This is a genomic window from Aquipuribacter sp. SD81 (assembly GCF_037153975.1).
Taxonomy (GTDB): Bacteria; Actinomycetota; Actinomycetes; order Actinomycetales; family JBBAYJ01; genus Aquipuribacter.
This window is the reverse complement of record NZ_JBBAYJ010000041.1, coordinates 1-14,907: the sequence shown is the minus strand read 5'-3', so window position 1 is coordinate 14,907 and position 14,907 is coordinate 1. Positions and strand designations below refer to the sequence as shown.

Sequence of the window (14,907 nt, the reverse complement as noted above, 5' to 3'; positions counted from 1 at the left end):
GATGAGCCTCGCCCAGCTGCACGAGGCGACCGGGAACCTCGGCACCGCCCGCCTGGACACCGGCCACGCGGTCTCGGCCGGGCAGGCCCGGCGCCTGGCGTGCGGGGCCGGTGTCGTACCCGCCGTCCTCGGGGGTGCCTCGCTGCCGCTGGACCTCGGCCGGGCCGGCCGGTTCTTCACCGAGGCCCACCGCACCGCCCTGGCCACCGTGTACGACACGTGCGCCGCCCGAGACTGCGACCGCCCCTACGCCTGGACCGAGCTGCACCACCAGGACCCCTGGGCCACCGGCGGCACCACCGACCTCGCCAAAGCCGTGCCCCTGTGCGGGCACCACCACCGACGCGTCCACGACCCCACCTACCAGCACGCCGTCACCACCGACCGCACCGGACGCAAACAGGTCACCTACACCCGACGGACGTAGAGGGGCGAACAGCGTGGTCAAGACGGGCTGCAGTCGGGCGCCGGGCTGCAGTCGAGCAGACGGTGGCCAGGGCGCCCACCAAGCGGCCTCAGCGGCGACGCAGTGCGTCGACCAGCACCGCCTGGAAGTCCTCCGGTCGCTCCGCGAGGTAGGCAGCGCCACCGGTGGCCTCCGCGATCGCGGTCAGCTCGGCGGCGTCGACGTCCGGGCTCACACCGATCGCCACGACGCGGACGGGCCGCTCGGGGTCCGCCTCCTCGCGGAGCCGGTCGACGAGCTGCTGCAGGGTGGGACCGTTCGCGGACTCGTCCTGGCCGTCGGTCACCACGACGACGGTGTTCGACGCCTCGGGGTCGTACGACTCCCGCAGCCCGCGCACCGCCGCGAGGACCGAGGTGTACAGGCCCGCGCCCCCCGGGGTGAGCCGGTCGGGCAGCGTCGCGACGGCCTCGCCGAGAACCTCCCGCTGCGGGCGGCCGTCGACGTCGGTGGTCAGCCGGCGCACCGGGACGGCCTGCACCCAGTCGGCGCCGTCCGCGCCGAGGTCGTCGGCGAAGAACCAGAGCCCCATCGCCGCGGTGTCGGGGAACTCCGCGAGCGACGCGGTCGCCGCCTGCTGCAGCAGCTCCGCGCGGGTCTCGCCGGACGGGGTGACGGCGCGCAGGGACGCGGTCGCGTCGAGGACGGCGAGCACCCGGCTCGGCCGGCCCACCTCCTCCAGCCGTTCGAGCAGGCGCTCCACGTCCGCCGCGCCTGGTGGCGGCACCACCCGCGGCGGGGGCTGGGCGGAGGACTGCACGGAAGGCTGCACGGAGGGCTGGGCGGATGGCTGGGCGGAGGGCTGGGCGGAGGGCTGGGCGGAGGGCTGGGCGGAGGGCTGCGCGGAGGGCTGGGCGGACGGCTGCGCGGACGGCTGGGCGGAGGGTTGCCGGGATGGCGACGCGGACGGCTGCGGCCGGCGGAACCCGTCCACGACGGCCGCGTCCCGGCCCTCCCGCTCCAGCAGCCGCACGACCCCTTCGACCGCGGCCGCCGACACGCCGGCCTCGCGGTCCGTGGTGTCGATGCGCACGAGCGGGAAGTCGAGGGAGGTGACCGCGTCGCGAGGCTGCACGCCGACCACCGAGGTGCCGGGGCGACCACGGTTCGCGGCGAAGACCTGCTGCTCGCTCGTCGGGACGAGCGCGGCCTCGGCGCCCGCCGCGGCGAGCGTGCCGAGGTCCGCCGTCCCGTCGGCTCGCGCCGCGTCCTGGGCCGCCGGCACGGCGCGTCCCTGGTCGAGCGCGACAGTGAGGCCCGTGAGCGCGTCGCGCGCGGCCTCCGGGTCGGGGGCGACCGCCTGCACGGCGACGAGGGCCTGGATCGCCGCGGCGTCGTCGGGCAGGTCCGCCACCGCGACGGGACGTGCCCCGCCCAGCGCCTCCTGCCACGTGGGCTCGGCCTCCGCCCAGCCGGACGCCGTCACAGCCTCCGGGCTGGTGGCCAGCACCACGGGGCTCTCGACGAGGGGCCCGAGCGAGGTCAGCGTGGGACCGTCGGTCACGTCGGCAGCGGCGCGTCCGAGCCACAGGGAGGAGTCGGGCACCCACACGTGGGGCACGTCGGCCGGGCCCCCGGTCAGGGCCGCCGCCGTGACGGCGGGCTCCTCGGGGACGACCACCACGTCGGCGCACACGCCCGTCGACAACGGCGCGCCGGCCGCCGCCTCGGCCGCCCGCGCGAGCGAGGGGGCGAGGGCGGGCGCAGCGACGACCCGGACCTGCACCGACCGTCCGCACAGCGCGACCGGTGCGGCGGACCGCTCGCTCGCGAGCCCTGCGACGACGGCCGTCGCCGCCGCGAGCAGCACGACCGTCACGAGCACGCCGAGCACCGTGAGGCGCGGGCGCCGCCGCAGCCGGCCGCCCCAGCCGTCGCCGGCCGGGACGGCCACGCGGGGCGGGGTCGCCGACCGGGGACCGGGCGGCTCGGACGGGGTCATCGGGAGGTTCCTCCGTGCGGTGCGGTGCGGTGCGGTGCAGGGCGGGGCGAGATCGGGGCGGTACGACGCGAAAGGGGTCGGGCGGAGCGTTGTCGACGCGCGGGGCGACCCGTACACCTGGCTGCGTGCACGTGCCGACGGCCCGTCCGGGCACGGGCCGGGCCCGGTGCGACGGCCTGCCAGGATAGGCGCGTGAGCCTGGCCGTCCGCGTCATCCCCTGCCTCGACGTCGACGCGGGCCGGGTCGTCAAGGGAGTCAACTTCATGGGGCTCCGCGACGCGGGCGACCCCGTGGAGCTCGCCCGTCGCTACGACGAGCAGGGCGCCGACGAGATCACGTTCCTCGACGTCAGCGCGAGCGCCGCGGAGCGCGAGACGACCCTCGACGTCGTCCGCGCCACGGCCGAGCAGGTCTTCGTCCCGCTCACCGTCGGCGGCGGCGTGCGCGGCAGGGCCGACGTCGAGCGGCTGCTGCGCGCGGGCGCCGACAAGGTGGGCGTCAACTCCGCCGCTGTGGCCAGGCCCGAGGTGCTCGCCGAGATAGCGGACCGCTACGGGCGTCAGGTGCTCGTGCTGAGCGTCGACGCGCGCCGCTGCGGCGAGGGGACGGTGACGGCGAGCGGCTGGGAGGTGACGACCCACGGCGGGCGGCGCGGCACCGGTCTCGACGCCGTCGAGTGGGCCGTGCGCGGCGCGGAGCTCGGCGCCGGCGAGATCCTCCTCAACTCGATGGACGCCGACGGCACCGAGGACGGCTTCGACGTCGCCATGCTGCGGGCCGTGCGCGACGTCATCGACGTCCCCGTCATCGCCTCCGGGGGCGCCGGCGCGCTCGAGCACTTCGCGCCGGCGGTCGAGGCGGGCGCGGACGCCGTCCTCGCGGCGTCGGTGTTCCACTTCGGCCGGCTCAGCGTCGGTGAGGTCAAGGACGCGCTCGAGGCGGCGGGGCACCCGGTGCGCCGCGCGCGCGCCGACGTCCCACCGGCGCCGCGCGTCACACGCCCAGGTGCGCCCGCTCGAACCGGCTGACCGACAGCGACGGCCCGCCCACGTCGACCTGGGCGGCCGAGCGACGGCCGTACAGCAGCAGGAGCAGCTCGACCGGCTCGCCGGTGAGCACGACCGGGTGGTCGCCGCGACGCAGTACGCGCCGCGGACCGTCGGGTCGCACCGCGACGGCCGGGACACCGGCTCGGGCCAGCAGGGCCGGCCCGCCGACGCCGAGCAGACCCCAGACGGCCTCCTGCACCTCGGGCACGTCGGTGCGTGGCGGCATGCCCTGCGCGCGGCGCACGTCCTCGTGGTGCACGACGAGCTCGACGAGGTTGCCGACGACGTCGACCCCCGGCACCGCGAACGGCGACCACGGCGGCGGCCCGGAGCGGAACCGCTCGACGACGGCCGGCAGGCCCCGGTCCCGCTCGGCCGCCGTCGCGCGGTCCAGCAGCCCGCGCAGCGGCGGGAGCGCGACCCCGGCCGCCAGGTCCGGTCGGCGCTCGCGGACGACAAGGTGCGCGGCGAGGTCGAGCACGTCCCAGCCGGTGCAGAGCGTCGGCGCGCCCGCGCCCGCGGCGAGCAGGCTGTAGCACAGCGCCTCGCGCTCGCGGCGGACGGTACGGCGGAGGTCGTGCAGCTGTCCGGTCACCGGCCCATGCTCGCGCGGGACCGTCCGGGGCGCATGGCAGGCTTGCGGGGTGACAGACGCCCCCACCTTCCGGGAGGGGCTCGGCGTCATCGGCCGGGGCATCCGCGACGAGCCGCGCACCTTCACCGTTGCGGTCGTCGGGAGCGCGCTCTTCGGGGCGTCCCTGGCCGGGAGCGGCTGGGTCCTCGGCCGCATCACCGACGCCGTGCTCGTGCCCGCCTTCGACGCCGGGACCGTCGGGGTGTCCGACGCCCTGGTCGCGACGGGGCTCATGGCCCTCGTCGGCCTGCTGACGGCGGTCGGCGTCATCATCCGCCGCGGCTACGCGACCGTCACCCAGTACCGGCTGCAGGCCCGCTACCGCCGGCAGGTCTCGCGGCAGTACCTGCGGCTGCCGCTCGCCTGGCACCGCCGTCACCCGACCGGTCAGCTCCTCAGCAACGCCAACGCCGACGTCGAGGCGGCGTGGATGGTCTTCGCGCCGCTGCCCTTCAGCTTCGGCGTCGCCGTCATGCTCCTCGTCGCGGGCGTCACCATGTTCGGCGAGGACCCCGTCCTCGGCGCCGTCGCCTTTACGGTCCTGCCGCTGCTGGCCGTGAGCAACGGCATGTACCAGAAGGTCATGTCGCCGCGGGTGACGCGGGCGCAGCAGCTGCGCGCGGACGTGTCCGACGTCGCCCACGAGTCGTTCGAGGGCGCGCTCGTCGTCAAGACGCTCGGGCGCGAGGGCGAGGAGACGGCGCGCTTCCGCTCGCGCGCGCAGGAGCTGCGCGAGGCCAACGTCGCCGTCGGGCGCGCCCGCGCGGCCTTCGAGCCCGTCGTCGAGGCGCTGCCCACCATCGGCACCCTCGTCGTGCTGGCGGTCGGTACCTACCGCGTGGCGGCCGGCGCGATCGACGCCGGCGTCGTCGTGCAGGTCGCCTACCAGCTCACCCTGCTCGCCTTCCCCGTGCGGGCGATCGGCTGGGTGCTCGCGGAGCTGCCGCGCTCGGTGGTCGGCTGGCGGCGCGTCGACGCCGTCCTGCAGGCCTCCGGTCGCATGACGCACGGCACGCGGCGACTGCCCGCGGCCGACGGCGGGCGCGAGGTGCGGGCGGCCGCGGTCCACCACGACGTCGCCGACCCGGACGGCAGCACCCAGCGGCTGCTGCACGGCGTCGACCTCGTCGCGCCGCGCGGCTCGACCGTCGCGGTCGTCGGCTCGACGGGGGCGGGCAAGTCGACGCTCACCTCGGTGCTCGTGCGGCTCGTCGACCCGGCGGAGGGCACCGTCACCCTCGACGGGGTCGACGTGCGCGACGTCGTCGCCGCCGGGGACGACGGCAGCCTGCCCGGCAGCGTCGCGTACGTGCCGCAGTCCACCTTCGTCTTCGACGACACCGTCAGGGGGAACATCACCCTCGGCCTGCTCGACGTCGACGACGACGCGGTGTGGGCGGCGCTGCGGGCCGCACGCGCCGACGGCTTCGTCCGGGCGCTGCCCGACGGGCTCGACACGCGCGTCGGCGAGCGCGGTGCGAGCCTGTCCGGCGGCCAGCGCCAGCGCCTCGCCATCGCGCGCGCCCTCGTGCGCCGCCCGAGCGTGCTCGTGCTCGACGACGCCACCAGCGCCGTCGACCCGACCGTCGAGCAGCAGATCCTCGGCGCCCTGCGCGAGGCCGACGGCGTGACGGTGCTCGTCGTCGCCTATCGCCGCTCGACCATCGCCCTCGCCGACGCCGTCGTGCACCTCGAGCACGGCCGCGTCGTCGACACCGGCACGCACGAGGAGCTCATGGGTCGCGACCCCGCCTACCGCAACCTCGTCGAGGCGTACGCCCGCGACGCCGCCGAGCGCGAGCAGCTCGCGGGCCAGGGAGCCGGCTCGTGAGCGCGCAGGAACCTGCCGCCGGTCAGGGCGGCACGGGGCACGACGTGCCCGCCCGCCCCGCGAGCGGGCGGATCGCCGTCGCGTCGGCCGGCACCGCGTGGGCGACAGTCCGCCGCGGCCTGCAGCTGTCGCCGGAGATCACCCACGGCATCGGCATCACCCTCGGGCTCGCGCTCGTCGCTGCCGTCGGCCGCATCATCGTCCCGGTCGGGGTGCAGCAGACCGTCGACACCGGCATCAACGCCGACGGCGGCCCGGACACCGGGCGGATCGTCACGTTCGTGCTGCTCGCGAGCCTCGCCGTGCTCCTCACGGGCGTGAGCTCCTACTGGGTCAACGTGCGGCTGTTCCGCGCGAGCGAGGCCGGCCTCGCGACGCTGCGCGTCAAGGCCTTCCGTCGCATCCACGACCTGTCGACGCTCACCCAGAACACCGAGCGGCGTGGTGCGCTCGTGTCCCGCGTCACCAGCGACGTCGACACCATCTCGATGTTCGTGCAGTTCGGCGGCATCATCCTGTTCGTCTCCCTCGGGCAGATCGTCGTGGCGACGGCGCTCATGGCGTACTACTCGTGGTGGCTCGCGCTGCTCGTGTGGGCGACGTTCCTGCCCCTCGTGCTGTCCCTGCGCCCGTTGCAGAAGTGGCTGTCGGTGCAGTTCGGCGCGGTCCGCGAGAACGTCGGGCTCATGCTCGGCGCCATCAGCGAGGCCGTCGTCGGCGCCGACACGATCCGCGCGTACGGCGCCGAGCGGCGCACGCAGGAGCGGATCGACGGCAGCGTCGAGGACCACCGCCGCGCCGCCACCCGGGCGGGCGTGTTCGCCTCGAGCATCTTCGCCGCGGGCACGCTCGTCTCGGGCCTCGCGGTCGCCTTCGTCGTGGGGGCGGGGCTGTGGTTCGGCGTCGGCGACGACGGCGCCCTCACCCTCGGCCAGCTCCTCGCGTTCCTCTTCCTCGTGCAGCTGTTCACGCAGCCGGTGCAGATCGCGACCGAGGTCCTCAACGAGCTGCAGAACGCGATCGCGGGCTGGCGCCGGGTCATCGCGGTGCTGGAGACGCCTGCCGACGTCGCCGACCCCGACGGCTCGCCGGGTGCGACGCCTGTGCCGCGCGGGCCGGTGACGGCCACCTTCGAGGGCGTCTCGTACGCCTACCCGGACGGCCCGCTCGTGCTGCGCGACATCGACCTCGTGGTCCCGCAGCGGACGCGCGTGGCGGTCGTCGGGGAGACCGGGTCGGGCAAGACGACGCTCGCGAAGCTGCTCACCCGCCTGCAGGACCCCGCCTCCGGCCGGGTGCTGCTCAACGGCGTCGACCTGCGCGACGTGCCGTTCTCGTCGCTGCGGCGCCGCGTGGTCCTGGTCCCGCAGGAGGGCTTCCTGTTCGACGTGCCGCTGCGGGAGAACATCCGCCTGTCGCGGCCGGAGGCCACCGACGACGACGTCGAGCTCGCTGTCACCGAGCTCGGCCTCGAGCCGTGGGTCGCGTCGCTGCCACGCGGGCTCGACACGCGCGTCGGCCAGCGCGGGGAGTCGCTGTCGGCGGGGGAGCGGCAGCTGGTGGCCGTGGCGCGCGCCTACCTTGCCGACCCGGACCTGCTCGTCCTCGACGAGGCGACCTCGGCGGTCGACCCGGCGACGGAGGTCAGGCTGCAGCGCGCCCTCGACGGCCTCACCCGCGGCCGCACGAGCGTCGCCATCGCCCACCGGCTGTCGACCGCCGAGGCCGCCGACCTCGTCGTGGTCGTCGACGCGGGCCGCGTGGTCGAGGTGGGCCCGCACGCCGACCTCGTCGCGCGCGGCGGCGTCTACAGCGGGCTGCACGCCAGCTGGGTGGCGCAGCGGGCGGGCGGCGCGGAGCCCGCCGCCGAGCACGTCGGGGCGGACGCGTGAGCGCCGCCTCGACCGGGCCCGACGTCGACGCGCTCGTGGAGCAGGTCCGCTTCGGCGCCGACGGCCTCGTCACCGCGGTCGTGCAGCAGCACGACACGCGCGAGGTCCTCATGGTCGCGTGGATGGACGCCGGCGCCCTGCGCGAGACCCTCACCACGCGACGGGGCACGTACTGGAGCCGGTCGCGGCAGGAGCGGTGGCGCAAGGGCGACACGTCGGGCCACGTGCAGCACGTGGTGCGCGTGTCGCGCGACTGCGACGGCGACACCCTGCTCGTCGAGGTCGACCAGGTCGGGCCCGCCTGCCACACCGGCACACGCTCGTGCTTCGACGACCGCGAGCTGCTCGCGGCTAACCCCGAGACCCCGACCAGCCACCCGGAGGTGACCCCGTGACCGCCCAGGCGACCCCGCCCGCCGACGGCCCGCTCGACGCACCGCTCGGGACCACGTGGCCGGACCTCGACGGCTTCCGCGCCATGGCCCGCGACCGCCGCGTCGTGCCGGTCGTGCGGCGCTTCCTCGCCGACGGCGAGACGCCGGTCGGGCTGTACCGCAAGCTCGCGGGGGACCGGACGGGCAGCTTCCTGCTGGAGTCCGCGGAGCACGACGGCTCGTGGTCGCGCTGGTCGATCGTCGGCGTCCGCTCCGCCGCGGTGCTCACCAGCCGCGGCCCCGGCCCGGCGGACGGCTGCTGGGTCGGCGAGCCGCCGGCGGGGCTGCCGCGCGACGGCGACCCGCTCGACATGCTCCGCGCGACGCTGGCCGGGCTGCGCACCCCGCGGGTGCCGGGCCTGCCGCCGCTCACCAGCGGCCTGGTGGGCGTGCTCGGCTGGGACGTCGTCCACCGCTGGGAGCGCCTGCCGCGGCGGGCCGCCGACGACCTCGGCCTTCCCGAGCTCGTCCTGTGCCTGGCGACGGACCTCGCGGTCGTCGACCACCGCGACGCGACGGTGTGGCTCGTGGCGAATGCGGTCAACCACGACGGCAGCGACGAGCGGGTCGACGAGGCGCACGCCGACGCGCTGCGCCGCCTTGACGCGATGGCCGCCGACCTGGCCCGGCCCACCCCGTCGTCGGCGACGGTGGTCGGGCCGGCGACCGGACCGGCGCCCGAGCCGGAGTCGACGACCACGCGCGAGCAGTTCCACGCCATGGTCGAGCACGGGCGCGAGGCCATCCGCGACGGCGAGGTGTTCCAGGTCGTCCTGTCCCAGCGGCTCAGCGTCGACACCGACGTGGAGGCGCTGGCGCTGTACCGGGCGCTCCGGCTCACCAACCCCAGCCCGTACATGTACCTCGTGCGCCTCGAGGGGCCCGACGGGCGGCGCTTCGACGTCGTCGGGTCCAGCCCGGAGGCGCTCGTCACCGTCGAGGACGGCACCGTCATCTCCCACCCGATCGCCGGCACCCGGCCGCGCTCGGGCGACCCGACGACGGACGCGCGCCGCGCCGAGGAGCTGCTCGCGGACCCCAAGGAGCGCGCCGAGCACCTCATGCTCGTCGACCTCGCCCGCAACGACCTGGGCCGGGTCTGCGACGCCGGGACGGTCGACGTCGTCGAGTTCATGCAGATCGAGCGCTTCAGCCACGTCCTCCACATCGTGTCGACCGTCACCGGCCGGCTGCGGGAGGGCGCCGACCAGGTCGACGTGCTGACGGCCACCTTCCCGGCGGGGACCTTGTCCGGGGCGCCGAAGGTCCGCGCCGTCGAGCTCGTCGACGAGCTCGAGCCGACCCGTCGCGGCCTGTACGGCGGGGTGGTCGGGTACTTCGACCTGGCGGGCGACCTCGACCTCGCCATCGCCATCCGCACCGGGGTGCTCGCCGACGGCCGGCTGCACGTGCAGGCCGGCGGCGGGATCGTGGCGGACTCGACGCCGGAGGGGGAGTACCAGGAGTCGCGGACCAAGGCGGCCGCGGTCGTCGCCGCCCACGAGCGCGCGAGGGTGCTCAGGCCGCTCGCGCCGTGAGCGGCCGCGGGCCCGGACCGGGCGTGCTCGCCGGCGCGGCGGCGGTGGCCGGTCTGCTCGCCCTCGGCTCCCTCGGCCTCGGCTGGGCCGAGGTCGTCCTCGACGACCCGCTCGGTGCGGCGGGCGACGTGCGGACGACGGTGCTGCCGGGCCGGCAGGTCGCGCCGGTCGTGGCCGCGCTCGTCCCCGCCGCCGTGGGGCTGTGCGTCGTCGCCCTCCTGCTGCGGGGCAGGTGGCGGCTGCTGGGGCTCGTCCCCGCGGTCGTCGTCGCCCTCGCCGGCGCCGCCGGGTCCGCGACCGCGCTGGCGGGCGGCGGGGAGCGCAGCCCGACGGCCGGACCGGTGCTCGGCGCGGTTCTCTGCCTCGTGCTCGCCGGCCTGGCCGCGGTCGCGGCCTGGCGAGCCGGGCGGGGTGGGCGCAGCTGGGGTCGCGGTCAGGGTCGGGGTCGCATGTCGTCCGGCCCGACCGAGGGCGGTCGTGACGCGGTCCCCGCCGACGGCAGCGGGACCGGGCAGCCCGCGACCGTCGAGCCCGCGACCGTCGAGCCCACGAGCAGCGGGACCGCGACGGCAGGGACCGTGGCGGCGCGGCCGCCGGCCGGCCGTGCGTCCGCGGATCGCGGTCCGGCCCGTGACCCGAGGGCGGACGGCTCGCGCGAGCGCACGATGTGGGACGCCCTCGACGCGGGGGAGGACCCGACGGCGGAGCCCCGGGACACCGGCGGCGCGCCCGGCCGGTGACCGCGGGCGCGGGGCTGGCAGGATGAGCGGCCACGACGGCCCCGGGCGTCCCGGCGGTCGCGGCACGAGAGGCGGGAGAGCGACCATGGCGAAGGGCTCGGCGTCACGCACGGGCAAGGGCGCGGGTGCCACGCGGGCCTCGGCCGGCGGCACGTCGCGAGCCGCCGCGGGCGACGCCCGTCAGGTGGACGACGGTCGCACGGGCGCGGGGCGCCCGGACGCCGGCCAGACGGACGCGGGTCACGCGGGCGCCGGGCACGCGGACGACGGCCACGGCACCTCCGTCGCGGCGTGGACCGCCACGGGCGGGATCATGCTCGGCGGTCTCCTGGTGGCCATCTTCATGATCTTCTGGTCGCTCGTCGGCATCGTCGTCGGTGCCGTCGTCATGGTGCTGTCGGCGCTCGCGGGTCCCGTGCTCGCCCGCGCCGGCTACGGCGCGTCCGGCAGCGAGCGCGAGTACACCGGCGGGCCGCGCGCGGTCCGCTGACCCGCTCGCGGCGCGGAGCCGCACGGGCGGTCCTTGGCGCGCCTGCCCCCGGAGCCGACCCCCGGGGCGCTAGCGTCGGCCCACCAGCGCCGACATCCCGGGAGCAGACATGTCCACGCCGTACGAGCCCGCACCCGCGGGCCCGCCCGCCAGCCAGCCGCCGTCGTCCAACCTCGTGTGGGCGATCCTCGTCACGATCTTCTGCTGCCTCCCCTTCGGCATCGTCAGCATCGTCTTCGCCGCGCAGGTGAACTCGAAGTGGGCGACGGGTGACTTCGCCGGGGCGCAGGAGGCCTCGGCCAAGGCACGTCGCTGGGCGATCATCGGCGCCGTCGTCGGCCTCGTCGTCCAGGTGCTCTACATCCTGCTCCTCGTGGGTGGCGTCCTCGCCCTCCCGACCGACTCGCAGGTCTGAGCGGTCCGAGGTCACCGTCGGCAGGCGTGAGAGCCTGACCCCGTGACCACGCTGCAGCCCGCGCCGCCCTCCGGGGCGCGTGGGCTGTCGCGCGTCCGGCGCCTGCGGGCGCGGGTCGAGCTCTTCGCCCGCACACCGCTGGGCCCGCTCTCGGTCGCGGCGGCGGCCGCGGGGGCGATGGGCGTGCTGCAGGTCGCCGACCCCAACGAGGCCGGCCACTACCCGTCGTGCCCGTTCCTCTCCGTCACCGGCCTGCTGTGCCCGGGCTGCGGCTCGCTGCGCATGCTGCACGCGCTGGGCGCCGGCGACGTCGTCGCCGCCTTCTGGCTCAACCCCCTCGGGCTGCTTCTCCTGCCGACCCTCGTCGCCTACTGGGTCGCCTGGCTGCGCCGCACGGTCACCGGCCGACCCCGGGGCGCCCCGCTGCACGCGGCGTGGGTGTGGGCCTTCCTCGTCGTCACCGCGTCGTACTGGGTGGCGCGCAACCTGCCCGGCCTCGAGCTGCTCGCGCCCGGGCCGCCCCCGGGCGGCTGAGCGCGCGGGTCCGTCTGCCGACCCGTGGTCAGGACCTCCCCCTCGCCCCGCGTACGATCGCACCACCCGCACAGGTGAGGGAGGGCCGCCCGTGAGCGTGCTGCACAGCATCCTCGACGGCGTCAGAGAGGACGTCGCACTGCGAGAGGCCGCAGTGCCCCTGGACGTCGTCAAGGAGCAGGCACGGCGCACTCCGTCGGCCCGCAACGGCCTCGCGGCCCTGACCGCCCACCAGGGCGTCAAGGTCATCGCCGAGGTCAAGCGCGCGAGCCCCAGCAAGGGCGACATCGCGCCGATCGCGGACCCCGCCGCGCTCGCGGGGGAGTACGCGGCCGGCGGCGCCAGCGTCATCAGCGTGCTCACCGAGGGACGGCGCTTCGGCGGGTCCATCGACGACCTCAAGCGCGTGTCGGCCGCCGTCGAGGTCCCGGTCCTGCGGAAGGACTTCGTCGTCACGCCCTACCAGGTGTGGGAGGCGCGGGCCGCGGGCGCCGACCTCGTCCTGCTGCTCGCCATGGCGCTGGAGCAGCAGGCGCTCATCAGCCTCGTCGAGCGCGTCGAGTCCCTCGGCATGACGCCCCTCGTCGAGGTGCACGACGCCGAGGAGATCAGCCGCGCGGTCGACGCCGGCGCCAAGGTCGTCGGCGTCAACGCGCGCGACCTGCGCACCCTCGAGGTGGACCGGGCCAACTTCGCGCGGCTGAGCCCCCTCATCCCCGACGGCATCGTCCGCATCGCCGAGTCCGGCGTCCGCGGGCCCCACGACGTCATGGACTACGCCCGCGCCGGCGCCGACGCGGTCCTCGTGGGCGAGACCCTCGTCCGCGGACCCGACCCCCGCCGTGCCGTCGCGGACCTCGTCGCCGCCGGCTCCCACCCGAGCCTCCGCGTGACCCGGCCGTGACGCAGACCCCGCGCCTGACCGAGCAGCAGGGCACGCGCCTGCAGGACGCCGTCGGGCCGTACTTCGGCGAGTTCGGCGGCCGGTTCGTGCCCGAGGCGCTCGTGGCCGCGCTCGACGAGCTCGACGCGGCGTGGGCCTCGGCCCGGCAGGACCCGCAGTTCATGGGCGAGCTCGACGAGCTGCAGCGCACGTACACGGGCCGCCCCAGCCCCGTCACCCACGCCCGGCGCTTCGGTGAGCACGCGGGCGGCGCGACCGTCCTGCTCAAGCGGGAGGACCTCAACCACACGGGGTCCCACAAGATCAACAACGTGCTCGGGCAGGCGCTGCTGACGCGCCGGATGGGCAAGACCCGGGTCATCGCCGAGACCGGCGCGGGCCAGCACGGCGTCGCCACCGCGACCGCGGCCGCCCTCCTCGGGCTGGACTGCGTCGTGTACATGGGGGAGAAGGACACGGAGCGCCAGGCGCTCAACGTCGCCCGCATGCACCTGCTCGGCGCCGAGGTCGTGCCCGTCCGCACCGGCTCGCGCACGCTCAAGGACGCCATCAACGACGCCATGCGCGACTGGGTGGCCAACGTCGACAGCACGCACTACCTGCTCGGCACGGTCGCCGGTCCGCACCCGTTCCCCACCCTGGTGCGAGACCTGCACCGCGTCATCGGCGTGGAGGCGCGCCAGCAGGTGCTCGACGGCTGGGGCCGCCTGCCCGACGTCGTCGCCGCGTGCGTCGGCGGGGGCAGCAACGCGATCGGCATCTTCCACGCCTTCCTCGACGACCCGCAGGTCGAGCTGCTCGGCCTCGAGGCCGGGGGGGACGGCATCGAGTCGGGGCACCACGCGAGCTCCATCACCGGCGGGGCGCCGGGCGTGCTGCACGGCGCCCGCAGCTACCTGCTGCAGGACGAGGACGGGCAGACCGTCGACAGCCACTCGATCTCCGCCGGGCTGGACTACCCGGGTGTAGGGCCGGAGCACGCGTGGCTGCACGCGACCGGTCGCGCCCGCTACGAGCCGGTGACCGACGCCGACGCCATGGAGGCCTTCCGGCTGCTGTGCCGCACCGAGGGCATCATCCCCGCGATCGAGACCGCCCACGGGCTGGCCGGCGCGCTGCGCGAGGGTCGCCGGCTCGGACCCGACGGCATCGTGCTCGTGAACCTGTCCGGACGCGGCGACAAGGACGTCGCGACCGCGGCGCAGTGGTTCGACCTGTGAGCGCGGCACCGGGGACGCGCACGGCCGCGCAGGCGGTCGACGACGCCCGGGGGGAGGGCCGTGCCGCCCTCGTCGGCTACCTGCCCGTCGGCTTCCCCGACCTCGACACCTCGGTGGCGGCGATGGTCGCGCTCGCCCGCGCGGGCTGCGACGTGCTGGAGGTCGGCGTCCCGTACTCCGACCCCGTCATGGACGGGCCCGTCATCGCGGCCGCCGCCCACGAGGCCCTCGCCGGCGGCACGCGCGTCGCCGACGTGTTCGCCGCCGTCCGGACCCTGCGCGAGGAGTGCCCCGGCACCGCGGTCCTCGTCATGACGTACTGGAACCCGGTCGCACGGACCGGCGTCGACGGCTTCGCCCGCCGGCTCGCCGAGGCCGGGGGCGCGGGGCTCATCACCCCCGACCTCGTGCCCGACGAGGCGCAGGACTGGCTGCGGGCCAGCGACGAGCACGGCCTGGAGCGCGTGTTCCTCGTCGCGCCGTCCAGCTCGACCGAGCGGCTGCGCTCGACCGCCGCCGCGTGCACCGGCTTCACCTACGCCGCCTCGACCATGGGCGTGACGGGGGCGCGGACGAGCGTCGGGCAGGGGGCCGAGGACCTCGTGCGGCGCACGCGCGAGGCCGGCGCAGCCCGGGTGTGCGTCGGGCTCGGCGTCTCCACGCCCGAGCAGGCCCACGAGGTCGCGGCCTACGCTGACGGCGTCATCGTCGGCTCGGCCCTGGTGCGCGCGCTGGCCGGTACCGGCCCCGACGGCCGCGCGGGCGGCCCCGCGGCCGCGGGCGCCCTCGCCGAGCGGCTGGCCGCCGGCGTGCGCCG

Annotated in this window: 15 protein-coding genes; 13 read left to right on the top strand and 2 right to left on the bottom strand. The window is 76.4% G+C overall.

All coding sequences use genetic code 11. The features are described from left to right. Window positions 1-427 (top strand): HNH endonuclease signature motif containing protein (locus tag WAA21_RS17125; RefSeq protein ID WP_336924063.1); only part of this gene is annotated, 427 nt, incomplete at its 5' end. 88 nt (window positions 428-515) lie between these two features. Here WAA21_RS17125 and WAA21_RS17120 read toward each other — a convergent pair. After that, window positions 516-2,408: a VWA domain-containing protein gene (locus tag WAA21_RS17120; protein ID WP_336924062.1), complete on the bottom strand. Its 1,893-nt coding sequence runs from the start codon at window positions 2,406-2,408 to the stop codon at window positions 516-518. 192 nt (window positions 2,409-2,600) lie between these two features. Here WAA21_RS17120 and hisF point away from each other — a divergent pair, with 192 nt between their 5' ends. Continuing rightward, entirely contained in the window at window positions 2,601-3,437 is an 837-nt protein-coding gene (gene hisF, locus WAA21_RS17115; RefSeq protein ID WP_336924061.1) for an imidazole glycerol phosphate synthase subunit HisF, read from the top strand. Here hisF and WAA21_RS17110 read toward each other — a convergent pair. Next, window positions 3,403-4,053: a TIGR03085 family metal-binding protein gene (locus WAA21_RS17110; RefSeq protein WP_336924060.1), complete on the bottom strand. Its 651-nt coding sequence runs from the start codon at window positions 4,051-4,053 to the stop codon at window positions 3,403-3,405. The two genes, hisF and WAA21_RS17110, sit on opposite strands and share 35 nt — an antisense overlap. Window positions 4,054-4,102: 49 nt before the next feature. Here WAA21_RS17110 and WAA21_RS17105 point away from each other — a divergent pair, with 49 nt between their 5' ends. The 11 genes from WAA21_RS17105 to trpA form a co-directional block, all read left to right on the top strand. Then, window positions 4,103-5,923: an ABC transporter ATP-binding protein gene (locus WAA21_RS17105; protein ID WP_336924059.1), complete on the top strand. Its 1,821-nt coding sequence runs from the start codon at window positions 4,103-4,105 to the stop codon at window positions 5,921-5,923. Between the two features lie 44 nt (window positions 5,924-5,967). Continuing rightward, a complete protein-coding gene (locus tag WAA21_RS17100; protein WP_336924064.1) occupies window positions 5,968-7,815 on the top strand; it encodes an ABC transporter ATP-binding protein in 1,848 nt (615 codons plus the stop codon). Continuing rightward, entirely contained in the window at window positions 7,812-8,210 is a 399-nt protein-coding gene (gene hisI / locus WAA21_RS17095) for a phosphoribosyl-AMP cyclohydrolase (RefSeq protein WP_336924058.1), read from the top strand. Before WAA21_RS17100 ends, hisI begins: the two co-directional genes overlap by 4 nt. Further along, a complete protein-coding gene (locus WAA21_RS17090; RefSeq protein WP_336924057.1) occupies window positions 8,207-9,787 on the top strand; it encodes an anthranilate synthase component I in 1,581 nt (526 codons plus the stop codon). The genes hisI and WAA21_RS17090 overlap by 4 nt, the downstream gene beginning before the upstream one ends. Beyond that, a complete protein-coding gene (locus WAA21_RS17085) occupies window positions 9,784-10,527 on the top strand; it encodes a hypothetical protein (protein WP_336924056.1) in 744 nt (247 codons plus the stop codon). Before WAA21_RS17090 ends, WAA21_RS17085 begins: the two co-directional genes overlap by 4 nt. Before the next feature lie 85 nt (window positions 10,528-10,612). Next, window positions 10,613-11,017 carry a DUF6704 family protein gene (locus tag WAA21_RS17080; RefSeq protein WP_336924054.1) on the top strand — a complete coding sequence of 135 codons (405 nt, stop codon included), beginning with the start codon at window positions 10,613-10,615 and terminating at the stop codon, window positions 11,015-11,017. Between the two features lie 109 nt (window positions 11,018-11,126). Continuing rightward, window positions 11,127-11,432, top strand: coding sequence for a CD225/dispanin family protein (locus WAA21_RS17075; protein ID WP_336924053.1), 306 nt, complete (start codon window positions 11,127-11,129; stop codon window positions 11,430-11,432). A 42-nt stretch (window positions 11,433-11,474) separates the two neighbouring features. After that, window positions 11,475-11,966, top strand: a complete 492-nt coding sequence (locus tag WAA21_RS17070; protein WP_336924052.1) for a DUF2752 domain-containing protein — start codon at window positions 11,475-11,477, stop codon at window positions 11,964-11,966. Window positions 11,967-12,057: 91 nt separating this feature from the next. Next, window positions 12,058-12,870, top strand: coding sequence for an indole-3-glycerol phosphate synthase TrpC (trpC, locus tag WAA21_RS17065; protein ID WP_336924051.1), 813 nt, complete (start codon window positions 12,058-12,060; stop codon window positions 12,868-12,870). Continuing rightward, window positions 12,867-14,090, top strand: a complete 1,224-nt coding sequence (trpB, locus tag WAA21_RS17060) for a tryptophan synthase subunit beta (protein ID WP_336924050.1) — start codon at window positions 12,867-12,869, stop codon at window positions 14,088-14,090. The genes trpC and trpB overlap by 4 nt, the downstream gene beginning before the upstream one ends. Then, window positions 14,087-14,907 (top strand): tryptophan synthase subunit alpha (gene trpA / locus WAA21_RS17055; protein ID WP_336924049.1); only part of this gene is annotated, 821 nt, incomplete at its 3' end. The genes trpB and trpA, both read left to right, overlap by 4 nt.

What these genes read in the sequence shown, in the direction of transcription:
- WAA21_RS17075 (WP_336924053.1), top strand. Translation starts at nt 11,127, where the DNA reads ATGTCCACGCCGTACGAGCCCGCACCCGCGGGCCCGCCCGCCAGCCAG.
- WAA21_RS17080 (WP_336924054.1), top strand. Translation starts at nt 10,613, where the DNA reads ATGGCGAAGGGCTCGGCGTCACGCACGGGCAAGGGCGCGGGTGCCACG.
- WAA21_RS17120 (WP_336924062.1), bottom strand. Translation starts at nt 2,408, where the DNA reads ATGACCCCGTCCGAGCCGCCCGGTCCCCGGTCGGCGACCCCGCCCCGC.